The 22,703-nt window shown below is 52.3% G+C and carries 23 protein-coding genes, 1 pseudogene and 1 other annotated feature; of the genes and pseudogenes, 15 read left to right on the top strand and 9 right to left on the bottom strand.

Annotation, left to right across the window (positions count from 1 at the left end; genetic code table 11):
* Positions 1-640: pseudogene (locus tag HEN33_RS26365) on the top strand (ShET2/EspL2 family type III secretion system effector toxin); the annotation flags it as partial.
* 147 nt (positions 641-787) lie between these two features.
* On the opposite strand, the gene mnmE reads toward HEN33_RS26365, so the two are convergent.
* The 6 genes from mnmE to HEN33_RS13840 all read right to left on the bottom strand — a co-directional run bounded on the left by mnmE (position 788) and on the right by HEN33_RS13840 (position 4,954).
* Positions 788-2,152, bottom strand: a complete 1,365-nt coding sequence (gene mnmE / locus HEN33_RS13865; protein ID WP_001282361.1) for a tRNA uridine-5-carboxymethylaminomethyl(34) synthesis GTPase MnmE — start codon at positions 2,150-2,152, stop codon at positions 788-790.
* A 105-nt stretch (positions 2,153-2,257) separates the two neighbouring features.
* Positions 2,258-3,904, bottom strand: coding sequence for a membrane protein insertase YidC (gene yidC / locus HEN33_RS13860; protein WP_000378258.1), 1,647 nt, complete (start codon positions 3,902-3,904; stop codon positions 2,258-2,260).
* A gap of 2 nt (positions 3,905-3,906) precedes the next feature.
* A complete protein-coding gene (gene yidD, locus HEN33_RS13855) occupies positions 3,907-4,164 on the bottom strand; it encodes a membrane protein insertion efficiency factor YidD (RefSeq protein WP_001307474.1) in 258 nt (85 codons plus the stop codon).
* Complete coding sequence (gene rnpA / locus HEN33_RS13850; protein WP_000239730.1) at positions 4,128-4,487, bottom strand: ribonuclease P protein component; 360 nt, start codon at positions 4,485-4,487, stop codon at positions 4,128-4,130. The genes yidD and rnpA overlap by 37 nt, the downstream gene beginning before the upstream one ends.
* A gap of 16 nt (positions 4,488-4,503) precedes the next feature.
* The gene (gene rpmH / locus HEN33_RS13845; RefSeq protein ID WP_000831330.1) at positions 4,504-4,644 is read right to left on the bottom strand and encodes a 50S ribosomal protein L34; all 141 of its coding nucleotides are present in this window, start codon (positions 4,642-4,644) and stop codon (positions 4,504-4,506) included.
* Positions 4,645-4,873: 229 nt separating this feature from the next.
* Positions 4,874-4,954, bottom strand: coding sequence for a hypothetical protein (locus HEN33_RS13840; RefSeq protein ID WP_122134670.1), 81 nt, complete (start codon positions 4,952-4,954; stop codon positions 4,874-4,876).
* Positions 4,955-5,250: 296 nt separating this feature from the next.
* On the opposite strand from HEN33_RS13840, the gene dnaA reads away from it, so the two are divergent.
* The 6 genes from dnaA (at position 5,251) to yidA (ending at position 12,840) form a co-directional block, all read left to right on the top strand.
* Positions 5,251-6,654: a chromosomal replication initiator protein DnaA gene (gene dnaA, locus HEN33_RS13835; RefSeq protein ID WP_176263851.1), complete on the top strand. Its 1,404-nt coding sequence runs from the start codon at positions 5,251-5,253 to the stop codon at positions 6,652-6,654.
* Positions 6,655-6,658: 4 nt separating this feature from the next.
* On the top strand, positions 6,659-7,759 hold the full coding sequence (gene dnaN, locus HEN33_RS13830; RefSeq protein WP_176263850.1) for a DNA polymerase III subunit beta: 1,101 nt from the start codon (positions 6,659-6,661) through the stop codon (positions 7,757-7,759).
* Positions 7,759-8,832, top strand: a complete 1,074-nt coding sequence (recF, locus tag HEN33_RS13825) for a DNA replication/repair protein RecF (RefSeq protein WP_000060098.1) — start codon at positions 7,759-7,761, stop codon at positions 8,830-8,832. The genes dnaN and recF overlap by 1 nt, the downstream gene beginning before the upstream one ends.
* A gap of 28 nt (positions 8,833-8,860) precedes the next feature.
* A complete protein-coding gene (gyrB, locus tag HEN33_RS13820) occupies positions 8,861-11,275 on the top strand; it encodes a DNA topoisomerase (ATP-hydrolyzing) subunit B (protein ID WP_001353554.1) in 2,415 nt (804 codons plus the stop codon).
* A 239-nt stretch (positions 11,276-11,514) separates the two neighbouring features.
* Positions 11,515-11,913 (top strand): YidB family protein, encoded by a 399-nt coding sequence (locus tag HEN33_RS13815; RefSeq protein ID WP_001318139.1) that lies wholly within the window; start codon positions 11,515-11,517, stop codon positions 11,911-11,913.
* A gap of 114 nt (positions 11,914-12,027) precedes the next feature.
* The gene (gene yidA / locus HEN33_RS13810; protein WP_000985560.1) at positions 12,028-12,840 is read left to right on the top strand and encodes a sugar-phosphatase; all 813 of its coding nucleotides are present in this window, start codon (positions 12,028-12,030) and stop codon (positions 12,838-12,840) included.
* A 43-nt stretch (positions 12,841-12,883) separates the two neighbouring features.
* On the opposite strand, the gene HEN33_RS13805 is transcribed toward yidA, so the two are convergent.
* Positions 12,884-13,540: a YidX family protein gene (locus HEN33_RS13805; RefSeq protein WP_176263853.1), complete on the bottom strand. Its 657-nt coding sequence runs from the start codon at positions 13,538-13,540 to the stop codon at positions 12,884-12,886.
* 277 nt (positions 13,541-13,817) lie between these two features.
* On the opposite strand from HEN33_RS13805, the gene dgoR reads away from it, so the two are divergent.
* From dgoR to HEN33_RS13780, 5 genes are all read left to right on the top strand, one after another.
* The gene (gene dgoR / locus HEN33_RS13800) at positions 13,818-14,507 is read left to right on the top strand and encodes a D-galactonate utilization transcriptional regulator DgoR (protein ID WP_000174305.1); all 690 of its coding nucleotides are present in this window, start codon (positions 13,818-13,820) and stop codon (positions 14,505-14,507) included.
* Entirely contained in the window at positions 14,504-15,382 is an 879-nt protein-coding gene (gene dgoK, locus HEN33_RS13795) for a 2-dehydro-3-deoxygalactonokinase (protein WP_176263849.1), read from the top strand. The genes dgoR and dgoK overlap by 4 nt, the downstream gene beginning before the upstream one ends.
* Positions 15,366-15,983 (top strand): 2-dehydro-3-deoxy-6-phosphogalactonate aldolase, encoded by a 618-nt coding sequence (gene dgoA, locus HEN33_RS13790; protein ID WP_032304102.1) that lies wholly within the window; start codon positions 15,366-15,368, stop codon positions 15,981-15,983. Before dgoK ends, dgoA begins: the two co-directional genes overlap by 17 nt.
* Complete coding sequence (gene dgoD, locus HEN33_RS13785) at positions 15,980-17,128, top strand: galactonate dehydratase (protein WP_000705257.1); 1,149 nt, start codon at positions 15,980-15,982, stop codon at positions 17,126-17,128. The genes dgoA and dgoD overlap by 4 nt, the downstream gene beginning before the upstream one ends.
* Positions 17,129-17,202: 74 nt before the next feature.
* Positions 17,203-18,540 (top strand): MFS transporter, encoded by a 1,338-nt coding sequence (locus tag HEN33_RS13780; protein WP_000253455.1) that lies wholly within the window; start codon positions 17,203-17,205, stop codon positions 18,538-18,540.
* Here the strand turns inward: HEN33_RS13780 and cbrA are convergent.
* Positions 18,501-19,601, bottom strand: coding sequence for a colicin M resistance lipid reductase CbrA (gene cbrA, locus HEN33_RS13775; protein WP_176263848.1), 1,101 nt, complete (start codon positions 19,599-19,601; stop codon positions 18,501-18,503). The two genes, HEN33_RS13780 and cbrA, sit on opposite strands and share 40 nt — an antisense overlap.
* Before the next feature lie 100 nt (positions 19,602-19,701).
* On the opposite strand from cbrA, the gene HEN33_RS13770 reads away from it, so the two are divergent.
* A complete protein-coding gene (locus HEN33_RS13770; protein ID WP_203219657.1) occupies positions 19,702-20,916 on the top strand; it encodes a DUF3748 domain-containing protein in 1,215 nt (404 codons plus the stop codon).
* 1 nt (position 20,917) lies between these two features.
* Here HEN33_RS13770 and HEN33_RS13765 read toward each other — a convergent pair whose 3' ends face one another.
* On the bottom strand, positions 20,918-21,250 hold the full coding sequence (locus HEN33_RS13765; protein WP_000620888.1) for a YceK/YidQ family lipoprotein: 333 nt from the start codon (positions 21,248-21,250) through the stop codon (positions 20,918-20,920).
* Positions 21,251-21,489: 239 nt separating this feature from the next.
* Positions 21,490-21,562 (top strand) — a sequence feature (ROSE (Repression Of Heat Shock gene Expression) occurs in the 5'-region of heat shock genes and acts as an RNA thermometer to modulate expression.).
* Here HEN33_RS13765 and ibpA point away from each other — a divergent pair.
* Positions 21,556-21,969, top strand: a complete 414-nt coding sequence (gene ibpA / locus HEN33_RS13760) for a small heat shock chaperone IbpA (RefSeq protein WP_001243437.1) — start codon at positions 21,556-21,558, stop codon at positions 21,967-21,969. (Overlaps the previous feature by 7 nt.)
* Positions 21,970-22,080: 111 nt before the next feature.
* Positions 22,081-22,509 carry a small heat shock chaperone IbpB gene (ibpB, locus tag HEN33_RS13755; RefSeq protein WP_001243431.1) on the top strand — a complete coding sequence of 143 codons (429 nt, stop codon included), beginning with the start codon at positions 22,081-22,083 and terminating at the stop codon, positions 22,507-22,509.
* Positions 22,510-22,703: the final 194 nt, after the last annotated feature.

Below are 22,703 nucleotides of genomic sequence, written 5' to 3'. Positions count from 1 at the left end.
GTTTAAAAATGAAATAAATAAAGAAGATATATTGAAACTGATGGCTGCAAGAGAAAAATGGACGGGGGAGTCAGACAAATGGACGAAGGCATCAGGCTTATATTCTGCGATAGTGAAAGGGTATACGGAGATTGTTGCCGCCTGGATGGAGACAGCTGATGTGATAGCCAGCCATTATGAAAATGATAAAGATGTGGTGAGCGAACTACTGTCGCTGAGCAGAAATAATGCCGTCTGCTCTTTGCATATTGCAAGCTTTAAGAAAATGAGTAAACAGGTCATTGACGTATATCTGAATGCGGCGATTCGCCTGGCGTTGCAACACGGATTCACTTTCGATGAAATTGTGGAGCAGTTTACCCGTGACTTTGATGGCAAGCCATTCTCTCATGTGGTAAATAACGGGGATGATATACATATGGGACTCTGGCTGAAAATATTCAAAATTGTGGTTGGTGAAAATGAAAATTACCTTAAAGATGTGATGATGCAGCTGGAAGAAAAGAATAATGAAGGTAAATCTGTAATAAGTCAGGCAAATGGCAATCCTGTACTTAAAGAACTATTCTGGAAAGCAGTAGACGAATTTAACTTTCCGCAAGAGGAGCTTAATAGGTTAAAGCAATATCGTTCTCTGTAAAGACAGGACTGCAAGGTGTTTAAAGTCGCTCCAGCCAGTAGCAAATGCAGTTTTGGTGCAGGATGCTCATAAAAAACAAGCGCTGTTCCGTTCTGATAGTTAGTTTCCCCAGAACGGAACAGTGCCCTTTATATCAATTTAGACGACTCACTTACCAATACAGAAGCTGGAGAAAATCCGCCCCAGTAGGTCGTCTGAGGTAAATTCTCCGGTGATCTCGCTTAAATTCTGCTGCGCCAGACGCAGTTCTTCCGCCAGCAGCTCGCCTGCCCAGGCTCCTAACAGTTGCGCTTTACCCTGTTGCAGGTGCTCTGCCGCCTGTTCCAGTGCCTGTAGGTGACGACGACGCGCCAGGAAGCCGCCTTCCATGTTGGTGTCAAAGCCCATGCTCTGTTTGAGATGGTTACGCAGCACATCCACGCCTTCGCCAGTCCGCGCCGAAAGACGAATTAACGCGTGACCGTTCACTTCGCTCATCCCCAACGTTTCGCCGGTGATATCGGCTTTATTGCGTACCACGGTGATCGGCAGTTTCGCTGGCAGACGGGCGATAAACTCCGGCCAGATCTCTGCTGGATCAACGGCATCCGTGGTGGTGCCATCAACCATAAACAGCACACGGTCGGCCTGTTCAATTTCCTGCCATGCGCGCTCGATACCAATACGTTCCACTTCGTCACTGGCTTCGCGTAATCCGGCGGTATCGATGATATGCAGCGGCATTCCGTCAATGTGGATATGCTCACGCAGTACGTCACGCGTGGTTCCGGCGATATCAGTCACGATTGCCGCTTCACGGCCCGCCAGCGCGTTCAGTAGGCTTGATTTACCGGCGTTTGGACGCCCGGCAATGACGACTTTCATCCCTTCGCGTAACAAGCTGCCCTGACGAGCCTCGGCGCGTACTGCGTCGAGATCGGCAATCACGTCATTGAGCTGGGCTTCAATTTTGCCGTCGGAGAGGAAATCGATCTCTTCATCGGGGAAATCAATTGCCGCTTCGACGTAAATGCGCAAGTGGGTGAGGGCTTCCACCAGATGGTTAACCCGTGCGGAGAACGCGCCTTGCAGCGAGTTTAGCGCTGAGCGCGCCGCCTGTTCCGAGCTGGCGTCGATAAGGTCTGCAATCGCTTCGGCCTGGGCTAAATCGAGTTTATCGTTCAGAAATGCGCGTTCGGAAAACTCACCAGGACGGGCAATCCGCAGGCCGGGAATAGTCAGAATGCGTTTTAACAGCAGGTCGAGGATCACCGGACCGCCATGACCTTGCAGTTCCAGCACATCTTCGCCGGTGAACGAGTTCGGGCCAGGGAACCATAGCGCAATCCCCTGATCGAGCACGCTGCCATCGGCGTCTTTAAACGGAAGATAATCGGCGTAGCGCGGCTTAGGCAGTTTACCCAGCACGGTTTCGGCAACCTCACGGGCTTTGAGGCCGGAGATGCGCAGGATGCCAACGCCGCCACGTCCCGGAGGCGTGGCCTGGGCTACGATAGTGTCATTATCGCTCATGATGTTCCTGTTGCTTTGTGTGGCGGATGCGCGGTGCTTATCCGCCCTACGAAAAGAAAAAAGGCGGTCAACTGACCGCCCTTATTTTAGCGAAAACTCACCGAATCAGGATTTTTTCTTCTCGCGGCTATGCAGGCCACGTTTTTCCAGACCACGGTAAATCAGCTGCTGCTGAATAATGGTAACCAGGTTGCTGACGATATAGTACAGCACCAGACCTGACGGGAACCACAGGAAGAACACGGTGAAGATGACCGGCATAAAGGTCATGATCTTCTGCTGCATCGGGTCGGTCACAGTGGTCGGCGACATCTTCTGAATGAAGAACATCGTTACGCCCATCAGGATCGGCAGGATGTAGTACGGGTCCTGTGCTGACAGGTCGTGGATCCACAGTGCAAACGGTGCCTGACGCAGTTCAACGGAACCCATCAGCATGTAGTACAACGCCAGGAAGATTGGCATCTGGATCAGCAGCGGGAAGCAGCCGCCCAGCGGGTTAACCTTCTCAGCTTTGTACAGCGCCATCATTTCCTGGCTGATACGCTGTTTGTCATCGCCCAGACGCTCACGCATTGCCTGAATCTTCGGCTGCAGCATACGCATCTTCGCCATGGAGGTGTACTGCGCTTTGGTCAGCGGGTACATGATGCCACGAACGATAAAGGTGATGATGATAATGGAGAAGCCCCAGTTACCCACAAAGCTATGGATCCATTTCAGCAGTTTGAACAGCGGCTGAGAGATGAACCACAACCAACCGTAATCAACGGTCAGATCCAGGTGCGGAGCAACTGCTGCCATTTTGTCCTGGATTTCCGGGCCAACCCACAGGGTGCTGTTCATTGCGCCAGTCTGACCAGGCTGAACCAGTACCGGCTGAGATTTATAGCCGATAGCGGCGATGCCGTTACCCAGATTAGCGGTGTAGAAGTTGTTGGTACCGTCGTTATGCGGGATCCACGCAGTCGCGAAATACTGTTGCAGCATCGCCACCCAACCACCTTTCGAAGAGATGTTCAGGTTTTCGTTATCGGCAATGGTATCGAACTTATATTTCTCGTACTTCTCGTCAGGCGTGGAGTACGCCGCGCCACGGAAGGTGTGCAGTGCGAAGTTGCTGCTTCCGGTGTCGAGATGCGGTGGCAGTGTAATGGATTGCTTCAACTGACCAAAGGTGGAGATCTCCAGCGGTTTCTCGCCAGCGTTCTGCACGTTGTAGTTGACGTTGACAGCGTAATCACCACGTTTCAGGACAAACGTTTTGGTAAACGTGTTGCCTGCCGCGTCGGTATACGTCATCGGCACCTGCAGTTCGTTTTGACCTTCAGCCAGCACATAAGCGTCTTTTTCAACGTTATACAGCGGACGCGGGCCGTTAGCCGGGTTATCCGGGCCATCACGACCGGTCAGACCGCTCTGTGCCTGATAAATAAACTGCGGTGAAGTTTCCAGCAGCTGGAACGGTTGGGTAGAGTTCAGCTCTTTCGGGTAAGCAGGCAGCAGAGCTTGCTCAACATCACCACCACGGGTGTTGATGGTCAGATCAAGCACGTCGGTCTTAACCGAGATCAGTTTCCCCTGGCCACTGGCCGGTACGCCCTGGTCGGCGGCGCTACCCGCTGCGGTGGTCGTTGTCTGCGTGGTCTGTTGGGCCTGAGGTTGCGGGTTTTTATCCTGCTCCCAGGCTTGCCAGATCATGAAAGACACGAACAGCAAAGCGATGACTAAAAGATTGCGTTGCGAATCCATCGTTAGTGTTCTCTGGTATCAAATGGTCCGGGCGGGACGGGATCGTCACCACCAGGGTGTAAAGGGTGGCATTTTAATACGCGTTTCACCGTCAACCAACTGCCTTTTATCACTCCAAACCTGCGCAATGCCTCAATTCCGTAGCTTGAACAGGTTGGAGTGAAACGACAATGCGGCCCGAGTAGCGGACTAATCAGGCGTTGATAGACCCGAATGAGGGCTATCAGGACCCGCGAGCCAGGCGACAGTGGCGGCGCCATAATTTTTCCAACGCTTCCGAGAGAGCACGGTTATCGAGGTCGGCAACCCCTTTTTTCGCCACCACCACGAAATCCATAGCCGGGAGTTCATGTTGGCGCAGACGGAAGCTTTCACGCGTCAGACGTTTAATCCGATTGCGTTCATGGGCGCGTCGAACGTTTTTCTTGGCGACTGTAAGACCGATACGGGGATGCCCCAGCGAATTCAGGCGGCCGAGAATGGTAATTTGCGGCGTGCCAGCCCGTTGTGGCTGCTGGAAGACGAATGTGAATTGACTGGGAGTTAACAAGCGTAACTCCCTGGGAAATGCGAGCTTAACCACTCAGGGGTTAGCTTTATTACTTAGAAACGGTCAGACGAGCGCGGCCTTTAGCACGACGACGTGCCAGAACCTGACGACCATTTTTAGTAGCCATACGAGCACGGAAGCCGTGAGAACGGTTGCGCTTCAGTACAGACGGTTGAAAAGTGCGTTTCATGGCGATTTCTACCTAAACTTGAATAAATTCAATGGCTTTATTGGATATCCGCCGAAAAATGAAACGATGGACACCGAAGCCATGGGTGATTAAAGAGGCCGGATTGTAATAATTGTACACTCCGGAGTCAATTCTCTTTCCTTATTTACCGCGCTTTTCCGCACCTTTTCGCAGGGAAAACGTACGGCCTCACACCGGTGAAAACCAGCATGGCGCGCCGGGTGGAGGATTATACGGGCTGACGGGTAAAGCGCAAGGATCGTCCTGGATCTTTATTAGATCGATTAAGCCAATTTTTGTCTATGGTCATTAAATTTTCCAATATGCGGCGTAAATCGTGCCCGCCTCGCGGCAGGATCGTTTACACTTAGCGAGTTCTGGATCATCCTGTGGATAAATCGGGAAAATCTGTGAGAAACAGAAGATCTCTTGCGCAGTTTAGGCTATGATCCGCGGTCCCGATCGTTTAGCAGGATCTTGATCGGGCATATAACCGCAGACAGCGGTTCGTGCGTCACCCTCAAGCAGGGTCTTTTCGACGTACGTCAACAATCATGAATGTTTCAGCCTTAGTCATTATCGACTTTTGTTCGAGTGGAGTCCGCCGTGTCACTTTCGCTTTGGCAGCAGTGTCTTGCCCGATTGCAGGATGAGTTACCAGCCACAGAATTCAGTATGTGGATACGCCCATTGCAGGCGGAACTGAGCGATAACACGCTGGCCCTGTACGCGCCAAACCGTTTTGTCCTCGATTGGGTACGGGAAAAGTACCTTAATAATATCAATGGACTGCTAACCAGTTTCTGCGGAGCGGATGCCCCACAGCTGCGTTTTGAAGTCGGCACCAAACCGGTGACACAAACGCCACAAGCGGCAGTGACGAGCAACGTCGCGGCCCCAGCACAGGTGGCGCATGCGCAGCCGCAACGTGTTGCGCCTTCTACGCGTTCCGGTTGGGATAACGTCCCGGCTCCGGCAGAACCGACCTATCGTTCTAACGTAAACGTCAAACACACGTTTGATAACTTCGTTGAAGGTAAATCTAACCAACTGGCGCGCGCGGCGGCTCGTCAGGTGGCTGATAACCCTGGCGGTGCCTATAACCCGTTGTTCCTTTATGGCGGCACGGGTCTGGGTAAAACTCACCTGCTGCATGCGGTGGGTAACGGCATTATGGCGCGTAAGCCGAATGCCAAAGTGGTTTATATGCACTCCGAGCGCTTTGTTCAGGACATGGTTAAAGCCCTGCAAAACAACGCGATCGAAGAGTTTAAACGCTACTACCGTTCCGTAGATGCACTACTGATCGACGATATTCAGTTTTTTGCTAATAAAGAACGATCTCAGGAAGAGTTTTTCCACACCTTCAACGCCCTGCTGGAAGGTAACCAGCAGATCATTCTCACCTCGGATCGCTATCCGAAAGAGATCAACGGCGTTGAGGATCGTCTGAAATCCCGCTTCGGTTGGGGACTGACTGTGGCGATCGAACCGCCAGAGTTAGAAACCCGCGTGGCGATCCTGATGAAAAAGGCCGACGAAAACGACATTCGTTTGCCGGGCGAAGTGGCGTTCTTTATCGCCAAGCGTCTACGCTCTAACGTACGTGAGCTGGAAGGGGCGTTGAACCGCGTCATTGCTAACGCCAACTTTACCGGACGGGCGATCACCATCGACTTCGTGCGTGAGGCGCTGCGCGACTTGCTGGCATTGCAGGAAAAACTGGTCACCATCGACAATATTCAGAAGACGGTGGCAGAGTACTACAAGATCAAAGTTGCGGATCTCCTTTCCAAGCGTCGATCCCGCTCGGTGGCGCGTCCGCGCCAGATGGCGATGGCGCTGGCGAAAGAGTTGACTAACCACAGTCTGCCCGAGATTGGCGATGCGTTTGGTGGTCGTGACCACACAACGGTGCTTCATGCTTGCCGGAAGATCGAGCAGTTGCGTGAAGAGAGCCACGATATCAAAGAAGATTTTTCAAATTTAATCAGAACATTGTCATCGTAAACCTATGAAATTTACCGTAGAACGTGAGCATTTATTAAAACCGCTACAACAGGTGAGCGGTCCGTTAGGTGGTCGTCCTACGCTACCGATTCTCGGTAATCTGCTGTTACAGGTTGCTGACGGTACGTTGTCGCTGACCGGTACCGATCTCGAGATGGAAATGGTGGCACGTGTTGCGCTGGTTCAGCCGCACGAACCAGGGGCGACGACCGTTCCGGCGCGCAAATTCTTTGATATCTGCCGTGGTCTGCCTGAAGGCGCGGAAATTGCCGTGCAACTGGAAGGTGAGCGGATGCTGGTGCGTTCCGGGCGTAGCCGTTTTTCGCTTTCTACCCTGCCAGCGGCGGATTTCCCGAACCTCGATGACTGGCAGAGCGAAGTCGAATTTACCCTGCCGCAGGCGACGATGAAGCGTCTGATTGAAGCGACTCAGTTTTCGATGGCGCATCAGGATGTTCGCTATTACTTAAACGGTATGCTGTTCGAAACCGAAGGTGAAGAACTGCGTACCGTGGCGACCGACGGTCACCGTCTGGCGGTCTGTTCCATGCCACTTGGTCAGTCTTTGCCAAGCCATTCGGTGATCGTGCCGCGTAAAGGTGTGATTGAACTGATGCGTATGCTCGACGGCGGCGACAATCCGCTGCGCGTGCAAATTGGCAGCAACAACATTCGCGCCCACGTCGGCGACTTTATCTTCACTTCCAAACTGGTGGATGGTCGCTTCCCGGATTACCGCCGTGTTCTGCCGAAGAATCCGGACAAACATCTGGAAGCAGGCTGCGATCTGCTCAAGCAAGCGTTTGCCCGTGCGGCTATCCTCTCCAACGAGAAATTCCGCGGCGTGCGTCTGTATGTCAGCGAAAATCAGCTGAAAATCACCGCCAATAACCCGGAACAGGAAGAAGCGGAAGAGATCCTCGACGTTACCTATAGCGGTGCGGAGATGGAAATTGGCTTCAACGTCAGCTATGTGCTGGATGTTCTGAACGCGCTGAAATGCGAAAACGTGCGCATGATGCTGACCGATTCGGTTTCCAGTGTGCAGATTGAAGATGCCGCATCACAGTCGGCTGCCTATGTTGTCATGCCAATGAGACTGTAATGTCCCTCACCCGTTTGTTGATCCGCGATTTCCGCAACATTGAAACCGCGGATCTCGCTTTATCTCCCGGCTTTAACTTTCTGGTAGGTGCCAACGGCAGTGGCAAAACCAGCGTGCTGGAAGCCATCTATACGCTCGGCCACGGTCGGGCGTTTCGCAGTTTGCAGATTGGTCGTGTTATTCGCCACGAGCAGGAGGCGTTTATTCTCCATGGGCGTTTACAGGGCGAAGAGCGCGAGACGGCGATTGGCCTAACCAAAGATAAACAGGGCGACAGCAAAGTCCGCATCGACGGTACTGACGGGCATAAGGTCGCCGAGCTGGCGCACCTGATGCCGATGCAACTGATAACGCCAGAAGGGTTTACTTTACTCAACGGCGGCCCCAAATACAGAAGAGCTTTCCTCGACTGGGGATGCTTTCACAACGAACCCGGATTTTTCACCGCCTGGAGCAATCTCAAGCGATTACTCAAGCAGCGCAATGCGGCACTGCGCCAGGTGACTCGTTATGAACAGCTACGCCCGTGGGACAAAGAACTGATCCCGCTGGCAGAACAAATCAGTACCTGGCGCGCCGAGTACAGCGCCGGTATCGCCGCTGATATGGCCGATACCTGTAAGCAATTTCTCCCGGAGTTTACTCTGACTTTCTCTTTTCAGCGCGGCTGGGAGAAAGAGACAGAATATGCTGAGGTGCTGGAACGTAATTTTGAACGCGATCGCCAGCTAACCTACACCGCGCACGGTCCGCATAAAGCGGACTTACGCATTCGCGCCGACGGTGCGCCGGTGGAAGATACCTTATCGCGTGGACAGCTTAAGCTGTTGATGTGCGCCTTACGTCTGGCGCAAGGAGAGTTCCTCACCCGTGAAAGCGGGCGGCGGTGTCTCTACCTGATAGATGATTTTGCCTCTGAGCTTGATGATGAGCGTCGCGGGCTGCTTGCCAGCCGCTTAAAAGCGACGCAATCACAGGTCTTTGTCAGCGCGATCAGTGCTGAACACGTAATAGACATGTCGGACGAAAATTCGAAGATGTTTACCGTGGAAAAGGGTAAAATAACGGATTAACCCAAGAATAAATGAGCGAGAAACGTTGATGTCGAATTCTTATGACTCCTCCAGTATCAAAGTCCTGAAAGGGCTGGATGCGGTGCGTAAGCGCCCGGGTATGTATATCGGCGACACGGATGACGGCACCGGTCTGCACCACATGGTATTCGAGGTGGTAGATAACGCTATCGACGAAGCGCTCGCGGGTCACTGTAAAGAAATTATCGTCACCATTCACGCCGATAACTCTGTCTCTGTACAGGATGACGGGCGCGGCATTCCGACCGGTATTCACCCGGAAGAGGGCGTATCGGCGGCGGAAGTGATCATGACCGTCCTGCACGCAGGCGGTAAATTTGACGATAACTCCTATAAAGTGTCCGGCGGTCTGCACGGCGTTGGTGTTTCGGTAGTAAACGCCCTGTCGCAAAAACTGGAGCTGGTTATCCAGCGCGAGGGTAAAATTCACCGTCAGATCTACGAACACGGTGTACCGCAGGCTCCGCTGGCGGTTACCGGCGAGACTGAAAAAACCGGCACCATGGTGCGTTTCTGGCCAAGCCTCGAAACCTTCACCAATGTGACCGAATTCGAATATGACATTCTGGCGAAACGCCTGCGTGAGTTGTCGTTCCTCAACTCTGGCGTTTCCATTCGTCTGCGCGACAAGCGCGACGGCAAAGAAGACCACTTCCACTATGAAGGCGGTATCAAGGCGTTCGTTGAATATCTGAACAAAAACAAAACGCCGATCCACCCGAATATCTTCTACTTCTCCACCGAAAAAGACGGTATCGGCGTTGAAGTTGCATTGCAGTGGAATGATGGCTTCCAGGAAAACATCTACTGCTTTACCAACAACATTCCGCAGCGTGATGGCGGTACTCACCTGGCAGGCTTCCGTGCGGCGATGACCCGTACTCTGAACGCCTACATGGATAAAGAAGGCTACAGCAAAAAAGCCAAAGTCAGCGCCACCGGTGACGATGCGCGTGAAGGCCTGATTGCCGTCGTTTCCGTAAAAGTGCCGGACCCGAAATTCTCCTCTCAGACCAAAGACAAACTGGTTTCTTCTGAGGTGAAATCGGCGGTTGAACAGCAGATGAACGAACTGCTGGCAGAATACCTGCTGGAAAACCCAACCGACGCGAAAATCGTAGTCGGCAAAATTATCGATGCTGCTCGTGCCCGTGAAGCTGCGCGTCGCGCTCGTGAAATGACCCGTCGTAAAGGTGCGCTGGATTTAGCGGGCCTGCCAGGTAAACTGGCGGACTGTCAGGAACGCGACCCGGCGCTCTCTGAACTGTACCTTGTGGAAGGGGACTCCGCGGGCGGCTCTGCGAAGCAGGGGCGTAACCGCAAGAACCAGGCGATTCTGCCGCTGAAGGGTAAAATCCTCAACGTCGAGAAAGCGCGCTTCGATAAGATGCTCTCTTCCCAGGAAGTGGCGACGCTGATCACCGCGCTTGGTTGTGGTATCGGTCGTGACGAGTACAACCCGGACAAACTGCGTTATCACAGCATCATCATCATGACCGATGCGGACGTCGACGGCTCGCACATTCGTACGCTGCTGTTGACCTTCTTCTATCGTCAGATGCCGGAAATCGTTGAACGCGGTCACGTCTACATCGCTCAGCCGCCGCTGTACAAAGTGAAGAAAGGCAAGCAGGAACAGTACATTAAAGACGACGAAGCGATGGATCAGTACCAGATCTCTATTGCGCTGGATGGCGCAACGCTGCACACCAACGCCAGTGCACCGGCATTGGCTGGCGAAGCGTTAGAGAAACTGGTGTCTGAGTACAACGCGACGCAGAAAATGATCAACCGCATGGAGCGTCGTTATCCGAAAGCAATGCTGAAAGAGCTTATCTATCAGCCGACGCTGACGGAAGCCGACCTCTCTGATGAGCAGACCGTTACCCGTTGGGTGAACGCCCTGGTCAGCGAACTGAACGACAAAGAACAGCACGGCAGCCAGTGGAAGTTTGATGTCCACACCAATGCTGATCAAAACCTGTTTGAACCGATTGTTCGCGTGCGTACCCACGGTGTGGATACTGACTATCCGCTGGATCACGAGTTTATCACCGGTGGCGAATATCGTCGTATCTGCACGCTGGGTGAGAAACTGCGTGGCCTTCTGGAAGAAGATGCGTTTATCGAACGTGGCGAGCGTCGTCAGCCGGTAGCCAGCTTCGAGCAGGCGCTGGACTGGCTGGTGAAAGAGTCCCGTCGCGGCCTCTCCATCCAGCGTTATAAAGGTCTGGGCGAGATGAACCCGGAACAGCTGTGGGAAACCACCATGGACCCGGAAAGCCGTCGTATGCTGCGCGTTACCGTTAAAGATGCGATTGCTGCCGATCAGTTGTTCACCACGCTGATGGGCGACGCCGTTGAACCGCGTCGTGCGTTTATCGAAGAGAATGCCCTGAAAGCGGCGAATATCGATATTTAATGGCGTTAACAATGCGAGCGTGCATGATGCGCTACGCTTATCAGGCCTACGAGACTCCTGCAATATTTTGAATTTGCATGATTTTGTAGGCCGGATCAGACGTTAACGCCGCATTCGGCAAGAAGCTATAAGAAAAGGGCGGAGATCATCTCCGCCCTTTTTATTTCTGCAATCCGTAATTATCATTCCGCAGATCTATACTTTTTGAGTCAACACGTAACGCTTTACAGGTGATTATCATGGGGCTTTTTGATGATGTTGTCGGCGCCTTTCTGAAAGGCGATGCGGGGAAATATCAGGCTATTTTGAGTTGGGTTGAGGAACAGGGCGGCATTCAGGTGCTGTTGGAAAAACTGCAAAGTGGCGGCTTAGGTGCCATTCTCTCAACCTGGTTGAGTAATCAACAGGGCAATCAGCCGGTGAGTGGCGAGCAACTGGAGTCGGCGCTCGGCACAAATGCGGTGTCCGATCTCGGGCAAAAACTGGGTGTAGATACCAGTACGGCTTCCAGCTTGCTGGCAGAGCAACTGCCAAAGATTATTGATGCTCTCTCACCGCAGGGTGAAGTGTCACCACAAGCCAATAACGATCTGCTTTCCGCAGGCATGGAACTGCTGAAAGGGAAACTCTTCCGCTAAGCAAAAGGGGAGCATGCAACGCGCGTTGCATCCCCCTTTTCCCTCGGGTGTTGTACTGATTTTTGAGCGGAATCGCGTTAGCATGGGTCAGGAACCAATCTACCTGGGGAACTCATGGCTATCAAACTCATTGCTATCGATATGGATGGCACCCTTCTGCTGCCCGATCACACCATTTCACCCGCTGTTAAAAACGCGATTGCCGCAGCTCGCGCCCGTGGCGTGAATGTCGTGCTAACGACGGGTCGCCCTTATGCAGGTGTTCACAACTACCTGAAAGAGCTGCATATGGAACAGCCGGGCGATTACTGCATTACTTATAACGGCGCGCTGGTACAGAAGGCCGCCGATGGTAGCACCGTGGCGCAAACCGCTCTGAGCTATGAAGACTACCGTTTCCTGGAAAAACTCTCTCGCGAAGTCGGTTCTCATTTCCACGCCCTGGACCGCACCACGCTGTACACCGCCAACCGTGATATCAGCTACTACACGGTGCATGAATCTTTCGTTGCCACTATTCCGCTGGTGTTCTGCGAAGCGGAGAAAATGGACCCCAATACTCAGTTCCTGAAAGTGATGATGATTGATGAACCCGCCATCCTCGACCAGGCCATTGCGCGTATTCCGCAGGAAGTGAAAGAAAAATACACTGTGCTGAAAAGTGCGCCGTACTTCCTCGAAATCCTCGATAAACGCGTTAACAAAGGTACGGGTGTGAAATCACTGGCCGACGTGTTAGGCATTAAGCCGGAAGAAGTCATGGCGATTGGCGATCAGGAAAACGACATCGCAATGATTGAATATGCAGGTGTTGGTGTGGCAATGGATAACGCTATTCCTTCGGTGAAAGAAGTGGCGAACTTTGTCACCAAATCCAACCTGGAAGATGGCGTGGCGTTTGCTATTGAGAAGTATGTGCTGAATTAATCAGTGGGCGGGCAAACTACATAAATGCGTTTGCCCGCAGCGATTAACAATTTCTGGTCGTGCATAAAATCAGGAACTGGAGTGGTGACGTTACTATATCCAGCGTAAGAGTGACTGGTAGCAGCGCATTAGCGAGGCCGCGCGGAACGCCATCAGTTGCTTTGTACTTATAAAATCCCACCGTAAAGGGTTGATGGAAAACCATCACGTTTGAGTAATCCGCTTTTTTATTTTTCTGGTGGATAGAGCCTTTCAGGCCGTCAAGTGCCCAGGTACAACGCTGGGTATTACAAATAAAACCATATTGTGTCGCCAGTGCTTTATCTTCCTCATTATCCCAGTCGTAATAGAGAATTATTGAACCAGAAAAATTAGTATCACTGCTGCTTAAAATAAATTTCGCGTTATCGGAAACGGTGATTCTTTCGCCATGAATTGCCGGATCGTTCAGCATTTTAACCACCTCGCCGCCGCCCGTGGTCAACAGATAGTCCAACGATTCACCAACAAAAACATAGCCTTTCGTACCGTTACTATCCTCTGCCAGCGATAACCCCTTAATCGAGTCTGACCGCCATTGCTCGGCATGTGGCGGACTTGCGGTATTGAAAAGCAGTCCTGCGGTTAGACATCCGGTCAACGCAAATGCCAAAGAACACAAACCGGCAGCCTTAAAAAATCCCTTAAAATTCAACTTCATGACTAATCCTTTAAACGAGTAGCTAAGCCGTTGAAAGCATACTCTTCTTTCCCTCCTGTTTAGCGCCTGATATCCCTTTTCAGATTTCTGCCCGACGCATGTCATTTTTTTATGCATTGTTCTTTTTGTGATCTAAATTGTAGTACAACAATATAACTTTGTACTACATTACGCATACGGCAAACGCGAACGTCATCACGCTGGTACTACAAAATTGCCGCGTTATGCATCGATCGGGGTAAAGTAGAGAAGTACATACAGAGCACAAGGACTCTCCATGACTCTCAATAAAACCGATCGCATCGTCATTACGCTGGGTAAACAGATCGTTCACGGCAAATACGTGCCAGGCTCGCCGCTTCCGGCCGAAGCGGAACTTTGTGAGGAGTTTGCAACCTCGCGCAACATCATCCGTGAGGTGTTTCGTTCGCTGATGGCGAAGCGGCTGATTGAAATGAAACGTTATCGCGGGGCGTTTGTGGCACCGCGTAATCAGTGGAATTACCTCGACACTGACGTGCTGCAATGGGTGCTGGAAAACGACTACGACCCACGGCTTATCAGTGCAATGAGCGAAGTGCGAAATCTGGTGGAACCGGCGATTGCCCGTTGGGCGGCAGAGCGCGCGACTTCCAGCGATCTGGCGCAGATTGAATCAGCGCTGAACGAGATGATCGCCAACAATCAGGACCGCGAAGCGTTTAACGAAGCGGATATTCGCTATCACGAGGCGGTACTGCAATCAGTGCATAACCCGGTGTTACAGCAACTTAGCATTGCGATTAGTTCATTACAGCGGGCAGTTTTTGAACGAACCTGGATGGGCGATGAGGCCAACATGCCGCAAACGCTCCAGGAACATAAGGCGCTGTTTGATGCGATACGGCATCAGGACGGCGATGCGGCAGAGCAGGCGGCGCTTACCATGATCGCCAGCTCGACACGAAGGTTAAAGGAAATCACATGACAGCTCGCTACATCGCAATTGACTGGGGATCGACCAACCTGCGCGCCTGGCTTTATCAGGGCGATAACTGCCTGGACAGCAGGCAATCAGAAGCAGGCGTTACGCGTCTGAACGGAAAATCTCCGGCTGCGGTGTTAGCAGAAGTGACGACCGACTGGCGTGAAGAGAATACGCCAGTGGTGATGGCAGGAATGGTTGGCAGCAATGTCGGCTGGAAAGTTGCGCCGTATTTATCTGTTCCTGCCCGTTTTTCGTCTATTGGCGAACAATTAACGTCTGTTGGCGACAATATCTGGATTATTCCCGGATTATGCGTCTCTCATGATGATAACCACAATGTGATGCGCGGCGAAGAAACACAATTGATCGGTGCGCGTGCTCTGGCTCCTTCCCCTCTTTATGTCATGCCCGGTACGCATTGCAAATGGGTGCAGGCCGATAGCCAGCAAATCAACGATTTTCGCACCGTAATGACCGGTGAGTTACATCATTTACTGTTAAATCACTCATTGATTGGCGCAGGTTTACCGCCGCAGGAAAACTCTGCCGATGCCTTCGCGGCTGGCCTTGAGCGCGGCCTTAATGCGCCCGCAATATTGCCGCAGCTTTTTGAAGTTCGTGCCTCGCATGTGCTGGGAACACTTCCCCGTGAACAGGTCAGCGAATTTCTCTCTGGATTGTTGATTGGCGCAGAGGTCGCCAGTATGCGCGACTACGTGGTCCATCAACACGCCATCACCCTTGTCGCCGGAACATCGCTGACTGCACGCTACCAGCAAGCCTTTCAGGCGATGGGTTGCGACGTGACGGCGGTGGCGGGCGACACGGCATTTCAGGCTGGTATAAGGAGCATCGCTCATGCAGTGGCAAACTAAACTCCCGCTGATCGCCATTTTGCGCGGCATTACGCCCGACGAGGCGCTGGCGCATGTTGGCGCGGTGATTGACGCTGGGTTCGACGCGGTAGAAATCCCGCTGAACTCTCCACTATGGGAACAAAGCATTCCCGCCATCGTTGATGCGTATGGCGACAAAGCGTTGATTGGCGCAGGTACGGTACTGAAACCTGAACAGGTCGATGCGCTCGCCAGGATGGGCTGTCAGCTCATCGTTACGCCCAATATCCATAGTGAAGTGATCCGCCGCGCGGTGGGCTATGGCATGACCGTTTGCCCCGGCTGCGCGACGGCGACTGAAGCCTTTACCGCGATCGACGCGGGCGCGCAGGCGCTGAAAATATTCCCGTCATCGGCTTTTGGGCCGCAATACATCAAAGCGTTAAAAGCGGTATTACCGCAGGACATCCCGGTCTTTGCCGTAGGCGGTGTGACGCCAGAAAACCTGGCGCAGTGGATAGACGCAGGTTGTGCAGGGGCGGGCTTAGGCAGCGATCTCTATCGCGCCGGGCAATCAGTAGAACGCACCGCGCAGCAGGCAGCAGCATTTGTTAAGGCGTATCGAGAGGCAGTGCAATGAAAATCACCAACATTACTACGTATCGTTTACCTCCCCGCTGGATGTTCCTGAAAATTGAAACTGATGAAGGCGTGGTCGGTTGGGGCGAGCCCGTGATCGAAGGCCGCGCCCGCACGGTGGAAGCGGCAGTTCACGAGCTGGGTGACTATTTGATTGGTCAGGATCCATCGCGCATCAATGACTTATGGCAAGTGATGTATCGCGCCGGATTTTATCGTGGCGGTCCGATTCTGATGAGCGCCATCGCCGGGATCGACCAGGCGTTATGGGATATCAAAGGTAAAGTGCTGAATGCGCCGGTCTGGCAACTGATGGGTGGTCTGGTTCGCGACAAAATTAAAGCCTACAGTTGGGTCGGCGGCGATCGTCCGGCGGATGTTATCGACGGCATTAAAACGCTACGCGAAATCGGCTTCGATACCTTCAAACTGAACGGTTGTGAAGAACTGGGATTGATTGATAACTCCCGCGCGGTAGATGCGGCGGTCAACACCGTGGCACAAATTCGTGAAGCTTTTGGCAATCAGATTGAGTTTGGTCTTGATTTCCACGGTCGCGTCAGCGCGCCGATGGCGAAAGTGCTGATTAAAGAACTGGAACCGTATCGCCCTCTGTTTATTGAAGAGCCGGTGCTGGCGGAACAAGCCGAATACTACCCGAAACTGGCGGCACAAACGCATATTCCACTGGCGGCGGGTGAGCGCATGTTCTCACGCTTCGATTTTAAACGCGTGCTGGAAGCTGGCGGTATTTCGATTCTGCAACCGGATCTCTCCCACGCAGGCGGTATTACTGAATGCTACAAAATTGCCGGAATGGCAGAAGCCTATGACGTGACCCTTGCGCCGCACTGTCCGCTCGGCCCGATTGCACTGGCGGCTTGCCTGCATATCGACTTTGTTTCCTATAACGCGGTACTTCAGGAACAAAGTATGGGCATTCATTACAACAAAGGCGCGGAGTTACTCGACTTTGTGAAAAATAAAGAAGACTTCAGCATGGTCGGCGGCTTCTTTAAACCATTAACGAAACCGGGCTTAGGCGTGGAAATCGACGAAGCCAAAGTTATTGAGTTCAGTAAAAATGCCCCGGACTGGCGTAATCCGCTCTGGCGTCATGAAGATAACAGCGTAGCAGAGTGGTAATTCCTGCCACGTAAGCCCCTCATCGGGCACTAAAACAGCAATACAAAAATATAACCCTCTGTACATTACAGGGCATGGTGAGCGGCTTCGCTATGCCCAAAATCTGGAGAAAGCTCGCTATGGATATTCCCGTGAATGCAGCAAAACCGGGGCGTCGGCGTTATCTGACGCTGGTGATGATCTTTATTACGGTGGTCATTTGTTATGTCGACCGCGCTAACCTTGCCGTGGCTTCCGCCCATATTCAGGAAGAGTTCGGCATTACCAAAGCGGAAATGGGCTATGTATTTTCGGCCTTCGCCTGGCTATATACCTTATGCCAGATCCCCGGCGGTTGGTTTTTAGATCGCGTAGGTTCTCGCGTGACTTATTTTATTGCGATATTTGGCTGGTCAGTGGCGACGTTATTCCAGGGCTTTGCCACGGGCTTAATGTCATTAATTGGTCTGCGCGCGATAACCGGTATTTTCGAAGCGCCCGCGTTCCCGACCAATAACCGGATGGTGACCAGCTGGTTCCCGGAACATGAACGCGCTTCTGCCGTGGGTTTTTATACGTCTGGTCAGTTTGTCGGTCTGGCGTTTCTGACTCCGCTGCTGATCTGGATTCAGGAAATGTTGAGCTGGCACTGGGTGTTCATTGTCACCGGCGGTATCGGCATTATCTGGTCGCTGATTTGGTTTAAGGTTTATCAGCCGCCGCGCCTGACCAAAGGCATTAGCAAAGCTGAACTGGATTACATTCGTGACGGCGGCGGTCTGGTGGATGGCGATGCGCCAGTGAAAAAAGAGGCGCGTCAGCCGCTAACCGCCAAAGACTGGAAACTGGTGTTCCATCGTAAACTGATCGGCGTCTATCTTGGGCAATTTGCGGTGGCTTCTACACTGTGGTTCTTCTTAACCTGGTTCCCGAACTATTTAACCCAGGAAAAAGGAATCACAGCGCTGAAAGCGGGCTTTATGACCACGGTGCCATTCCTTGCGGCGTTTGTTGGCGTCCTGCTCTCAGGCTGGGTCGCGGATCTGCTGGTACGTAAGGGCTTTTCACTGGGCTTTGCGCGTAAAACGCCGATTATCTGCGGTTTGCTGATCTCCACCTGCATTATGGGTGCTAACTACACCAACGATCCGATGATGATTATGTGCCTGATGGCGCTGGCATTCTTCGGCAACGGTTTTGCTTCGATTACCTGGTCGTTAGTCTCTTCTCTGGCACCGATGCGGCTGATTGGTTTAACCGGCGGCGTGTTTAACTTCGCCGGTGGTCTGGGCGGCATCACCGTTCCGCTGGTGGTGGGGTACCTGGCGCAGGGTTACGGTTTCGCGCCTGCACTGGTTTATATCTCCGCCGTCGCGTTGATTGGCGCGCTCTCTTACATCCTGCTGGTGGGCGATGTGAAGCGCGTTGGATAATCTTTAAACTGTGGAATATGCGCCACACCACTGCGCATAATCCATTTTCTTAAAGCCGGTGCGGTCAGGCATCGGCTTTTTACTATTTTGCCGAAGAGTTTTAAACGCAGTTTGCGGGTGGCGCGCCAGTAAGCGGCGTTGCTCTTCTCCGGCTGCTTCAGTAACACCGAACGCAGAATCTCTGCACTATCCAGCGCATAGCTAATCCCCTCCAGCGAGCTGGCGCTGATAAATCCCGCCGCTTCACCAATCAGAAAGGCGTTGTCCTTACCGCAGACAAAATCCTGCCAGCGTGAGGGAAACAGCACCGTGCATTTTTCGCTTTTTACCGCCTTACCAAACTGGAACTGAAAGGCGCTCATTTTCTCTTTTAGCGCCGTGAAGCGCGCCTGGCCGTCTTTCATTGGATAGGCACCGCCAAAGATAAAATAACCGTCTTTGCTGATACTCCATGAATAACAGTCAGTTATCGCATTATCAAAGATGCAGGAGTAGAACGGCACCGGATGTTTCTCTGCGAACCACTGCTGGATAGCGACATATTTACGAATTTGATGGTTCGGGTAGAGATGTCGCCGCACCATCGAGTTGGCACCATCGGCACCGACCAGATAGCGGGCGGTAATGTGTTGCTCCCAGCCGTCTGCGCGAAAAATGACATGCCATTTATCATCCTCGCGCCAGATTTTCCGGCACAGGCTGTCGTGGTAAACCTCAACGCTGGTGGGAATGAGCGATTTCATCCATAAGTCGAAAGCATGGCGATTAATATTGATATAGCTTCGCTGGTAGTTACGTGTAAGCGATGCGGCTACGTCGACGGTTTTGACGCTGAAAATCTGCGGATTGGCGATCACATCGACAGGCAGCGTCAGTCCATCGCGAATAAAAGATCGCTGCGCGTCCGGTGCCAGCAGACCGCCACAAGGCTTGCTGAAACCTTCAGTACCATGCTGGTGCTTTTTATCCAGCGCGATCACCTGCATTTTGCTGGCTAACTTTCGCGCCAACGCCGAACCTGCCGGGCCGAGGCCAATAATCGCCACGTCGAAATGTTCCATCTTTTCACTCACATTCATCACGATGGCAAAAGACTATTGTCTGAAAGTGAAGTCCTTGTGAAGTATGATGGCGGGAACCGTTTTGTATCAGGACCGCGCCATGAAACAGATAACCTTTGCTCCCCGTAATCACCTGCTCACCAATACCAATACCTGGACGCCCGACAGCCAGTGGCTGGTATTTGACGTGCGTCCTTCTGGGGCGTCGTTTACCGGTGAGACCATTGAGCGCGTGAATATCCATACCGGCGAGGTCGAGGTTATCTACCGTGCGTCACAGGGCGCACACGTCGGCGTGGTGACCGTTCATCCGAAGTCAGAGAAATATGTCTTTATTCACGGCCCTGAAAATCCTGATGAAACATGGCATTACGACTTCCATCATCGACGCGGCGTGATTGCTGAAAGCGGCAAGGTGAGCAATCTCGATGCAATGGATATTACCGCGCCGTATACGCCAGGAGCGCTGCGTGGCGGCAGCCATGTACATGTCTTTAGCCCGAACGGTGAAATGGTGAGCTTTACCTATAACGACCATGTAATGCATGAACGCGATCCGGCGCTGGATTTGCGCAACGTAGGTGTTGCGGTACCGTTTGGCCCGGTCAACGTACAAAAGCAGCATCCGCGTGAATACAGCGGCAGCCACTGGTGCGTACTGGTAAGTAAAACAACGCCCACGCCGCAGCCTGGCAGTGATGAAATCAATCGTGCTTATGAAGAAGGATGGGTAGGAAACCACGCGCTGGCGTTTATTGGCGACACATTTTCGCCAAAGGGCGAGAAAGTGCCGGAGCTGTTTATCGTTGAGTTACCGCAAGATGAAGCTGGCTGGAAAGCAGCAGGTGATGCGCCGTTAAGCGGAACGGAATCGACCCTGCCTGCGCCACCGCGTGGCGTCTTGCAGCGACGTTTAACCTTTACCCACCATCGCGCTTATCCGGGGTTAGTCAACGTCCCGCGCCACTGGGTGCGCTGTAATTCGCAGGGTACGCAAATCGCGTTTTTAATGCGTGATGATAACGGCATTGTGCAACTGTGGCTTATCTCGCCACAGGGCGGCGAGCCGCGCCAGTTAACCCATAACAAAACGGATATTCAGTCTGCATTTAACTGGCATCCGTCAGGAGAATGGTTGGGCTTTGTGCTGGATAATCGAATTGCTTGCGCCCATGCGCAAAGCGGCGAGGTTGAGTATTTAACCGAAAACCACGTCAACCCCCCTTCTGCGGACGCCGTGGTCTTCTCGCCGGATGGTCGATGGCTGGCGTGGATGGAAGGTGGCCAGCTGTGGATCACCGAAACTGATCGCTAAATCAGTTATCAGGCATTCTGGCCGGTGGAATAACCGCATTGGTGGCTTGCGCGTTGGCTTCGCTTTTTTCAACGCGTGAGCGCACCGAGCTGTCTTTGCGGAACACATCCCACGGCAGTAAAAGCGTGTCCATCACAGCGGTAAACGGCATATCGAGGATCGCCAACGACTTAGTGCCCCAGTTGGTTTCATCGTCGCCAATCATGGTGGCGCTGGCGCGGGTGCCGGGATACGTTCCTTCTTTCCCCCCGGTATGGGACATCACGCTGGAGCATCCTCCGAGTAATGTCATTCCGCTGCATATCATGAACGCTAACAACACATTTCTTATCATAATAAATTCATCTGTTGATCGTGGGTGTTGGCCTGATGAGTTATAGCGATCCCTTGCTGAAAATAACATCATCATTACGTCGCACTGTGGCGGCTATCGCACTTTAACGTTTCGTGCTGCCCCCTCAGTCTATGCAATAGACCATAAACTGCAAAAAAAAGTCCGCTGATAAGGCTTGAAAAGTTCATTTCCAGACCCATTTTTACATCGTAGCCGATGAGGACGCGCCTGATGGGTGTTCTGGCTACCTGACCTGTCCATTGTGGAAGGTCTTACATTCTCGCTGATTTCAGGAGCTATTGATTATGCGTAACTTTGATTTATCCCCGCTTTACCGTTCTGCTATTGGATTTGACCGTTTGTTTAACCACTTAGAAAACAACCAGAGCCAGAGTAATGGCGGCTACCCTCCGTATAACGTTGAACTGGTAGACGAAAACCATTACCGCATTGCTATCGCTGTGGCTGGTTTTGCTGAGAGCGAACTGGAAATTACCGCCCAGGATAATCTGCTGGTGGTGAAAGGTGCTCACGCCGACGAACAAAAAGAGCGCACCTATCTGTACCAGGGCATCGCTGAACGCAACTTTGAACGCAAATTCCAGTTAGCTGAGAACATTCATGTTCGTGGTGCTAACCTGGTAAATGGTTTGCTGTATATCGATCTCGAACGTGTGATTCCGGAAGCGAAAAAACCGCGCCGTATCGAAATCAACTAATTCCCTAAGGCCGCCTGGCGCGGCCTGATATCTCCATGCTCGCCGTCAGGGAGCATATGCGAATCTTCGGATTTGCAGGTACTTACTCGCTTCTTAGAAGGAGAAATGACTATGCGTAACTTCGATTTATCCCCACTGATGCGTCAATGGATCGGTTTTGACAAACTGGCCAACGCACTGCAAAACGCCGGTGAAAGCCAGAGCTTCCCGCCGTACAACATTGAAAAAAGCGACGATAACCACTACCGCATTACCCTTGCGCTGGCAGGTTTTCGTCAGGAAGATTTAGAGATTCAACTGGAAGGTACGCGCCTGAGCGTAAAAGGCACGCCGGAGCAGCCAAAAGAAGAGAAGAAATGGCTGCATCAAGGGCTTATGAATCAGCCGTTTAGCCTGAGTTTTACGCTGGCTGAAAATATGGAAGTCTCTGGCGCAACCTTCGTAAACGGTTTACTGCATATTGATTTAATTCGTAATGAGCCTGAACCCATCGCAGCGCAGCGTATCGCTATCAGCGAACGTCCCGCGTTAAATAGCTAACTAGCTATTCTCTTTGCCCCACCATTCTGGTGGGGCTTTTTTTGTCTTTCTTCTTCAACAATGCGTTAATTTTCGCCTGTTTAAGATATTTCGGCACGTTCTTTCCCGTGATAATGTGCGCTATAAGGCAAATCTGCTTCACCGATTCAGCCATAATCCGTAGCAATTAAAATGTTATCTCAAGAGAAATGGAC

This window comes from Escherichia sp. 94.0001, from assembly GCF_013369155.2.
Lineage (GTDB): Bacteria > Pseudomonadota > Gammaproteobacteria > Enterobacterales > Enterobacteriaceae > Escherichia > Escherichia coli_F.
Note: the sequence above shows the minus strand (reverse complement) of the source record. Positions and strands in the feature narration are given on the sequence as shown.

What these genes read in the sequence shown, in the direction of transcription:
- mnmE (WP_001282361.1), bottom strand. Translation starts at nt 2,152, where the DNA reads ATGAGCGATAATGACACTATCGTAGCCCAGGCCACGCCTCCGGGACGT.
- yidC (WP_000378258.1), bottom strand. Translation starts at nt 3,904, where the DNA reads ATGGATTCGCAACGCAATCTTTTAGTCATCGCTTTGCTGTTCGTGTCT.
- yidD (WP_001307474.1), bottom strand. Translation starts at nt 4,164, where the DNA reads ATGGCGCCGCCACTGTCGCCTGGCTCGCGGGTCCTGATAGCCCTCATT.
- rpmH (WP_000831330.1), bottom strand. Translation starts at nt 4,644, where the DNA reads ATGAAACGCACTTTTCAACCGTCTGTACTGAAGCGCAACCGTTCTCAC.
- HEN33_RS13840 (WP_122134670.1), bottom strand. Translation starts at nt 4,954, where the DNA reads ATGACCATAGACAAAAATTGGCTTAATCGATCTAATAAAGATCCAGGA.
- dnaN (WP_176263850.1), top strand. Translation starts at nt 6,659, where the DNA reads ATGAAATTTACCGTAGAACGTGAGCATTTATTAAAACCGCTACAACAG.
- recF (WP_000060098.1), top strand. Translation starts at nt 7,759, where the DNA reads ATGTCCCTCACCCGTTTGTTGATCCGCGATTTCCGCAACATTGAAACC.
- gyrB (WP_001353554.1), top strand. Translation starts at nt 8,861, where the DNA reads ATGTCGAATTCTTATGACTCCTCCAGTATCAAAGTCCTGAAAGGGCTG.
- HEN33_RS13815 (WP_001318139.1), top strand. Translation starts at nt 11,515, where the DNA reads ATGGGGCTTTTTGATGATGTTGTCGGCGCCTTTCTGAAAGGCGATGCG.
- yidA (WP_000985560.1), top strand. Translation starts at nt 12,028, where the DNA reads ATGGCTATCAAACTCATTGCTATCGATATGGATGGCACCCTTCTGCTG.
- HEN33_RS13805 (WP_176263853.1), bottom strand. Translation starts at nt 13,540, where the DNA reads ATGAAGTTGAATTTTAAGGGATTTTTTAAGGCTGCCGGTTTGTGTTCT.
- dgoR (WP_000174305.1), top strand. Translation starts at nt 13,818, where the DNA reads ATGACTCTCAATAAAACCGATCGCATCGTCATTACGCTGGGTAAACAG.
- dgoK (WP_176263849.1), top strand. Translation starts at nt 14,504, where the DNA reads ATGACAGCTCGCTACATCGCAATTGACTGGGGATCGACCAACCTGCGC.
- dgoA (WP_032304102.1), top strand. Translation starts at nt 15,366, where the DNA reads ATGCAGTGGCAAACTAAACTCCCGCTGATCGCCATTTTGCGCGGCATT.
- dgoD (WP_000705257.1), top strand. Translation starts at nt 15,980, where the DNA reads ATGAAAATCACCAACATTACTACGTATCGTTTACCTCCCCGCTGGATG.
- HEN33_RS13780 (WP_000253455.1), top strand. Translation starts at nt 17,203, where the DNA reads ATGGTGAGCGGCTTCGCTATGCCCAAAATCTGGAGAAAGCTCGCTATG.
- cbrA (WP_176263848.1), bottom strand. Translation starts at nt 19,601, where the DNA reads ATGGAACATTTCGACGTGGCGATTATTGGCCTCGGCCCGGCAGGTTCG.
- HEN33_RS13770 (WP_203219657.1), top strand. Translation starts at nt 19,702, where the DNA reads ATGAAACAGATAACCTTTGCTCCCCGTAATCACCTGCTCACCAATACC.
- HEN33_RS13765 (WP_000620888.1), bottom strand. Translation starts at nt 21,250, where the DNA reads ATGATAAGAAATGTGTTGTTAGCGTTCATGATATGCAGCGGAATGACA.
- ibpA (WP_001243437.1), top strand. Translation starts at nt 21,556, where the DNA reads ATGCGTAACTTTGATTTATCCCCGCTTTACCGTTCTGCTATTGGATTT.
- ibpB (WP_001243431.1), top strand. Translation starts at nt 22,081, where the DNA reads ATGCGTAACTTCGATTTATCCCCACTGATGCGTCAATGGATCGGTTTT.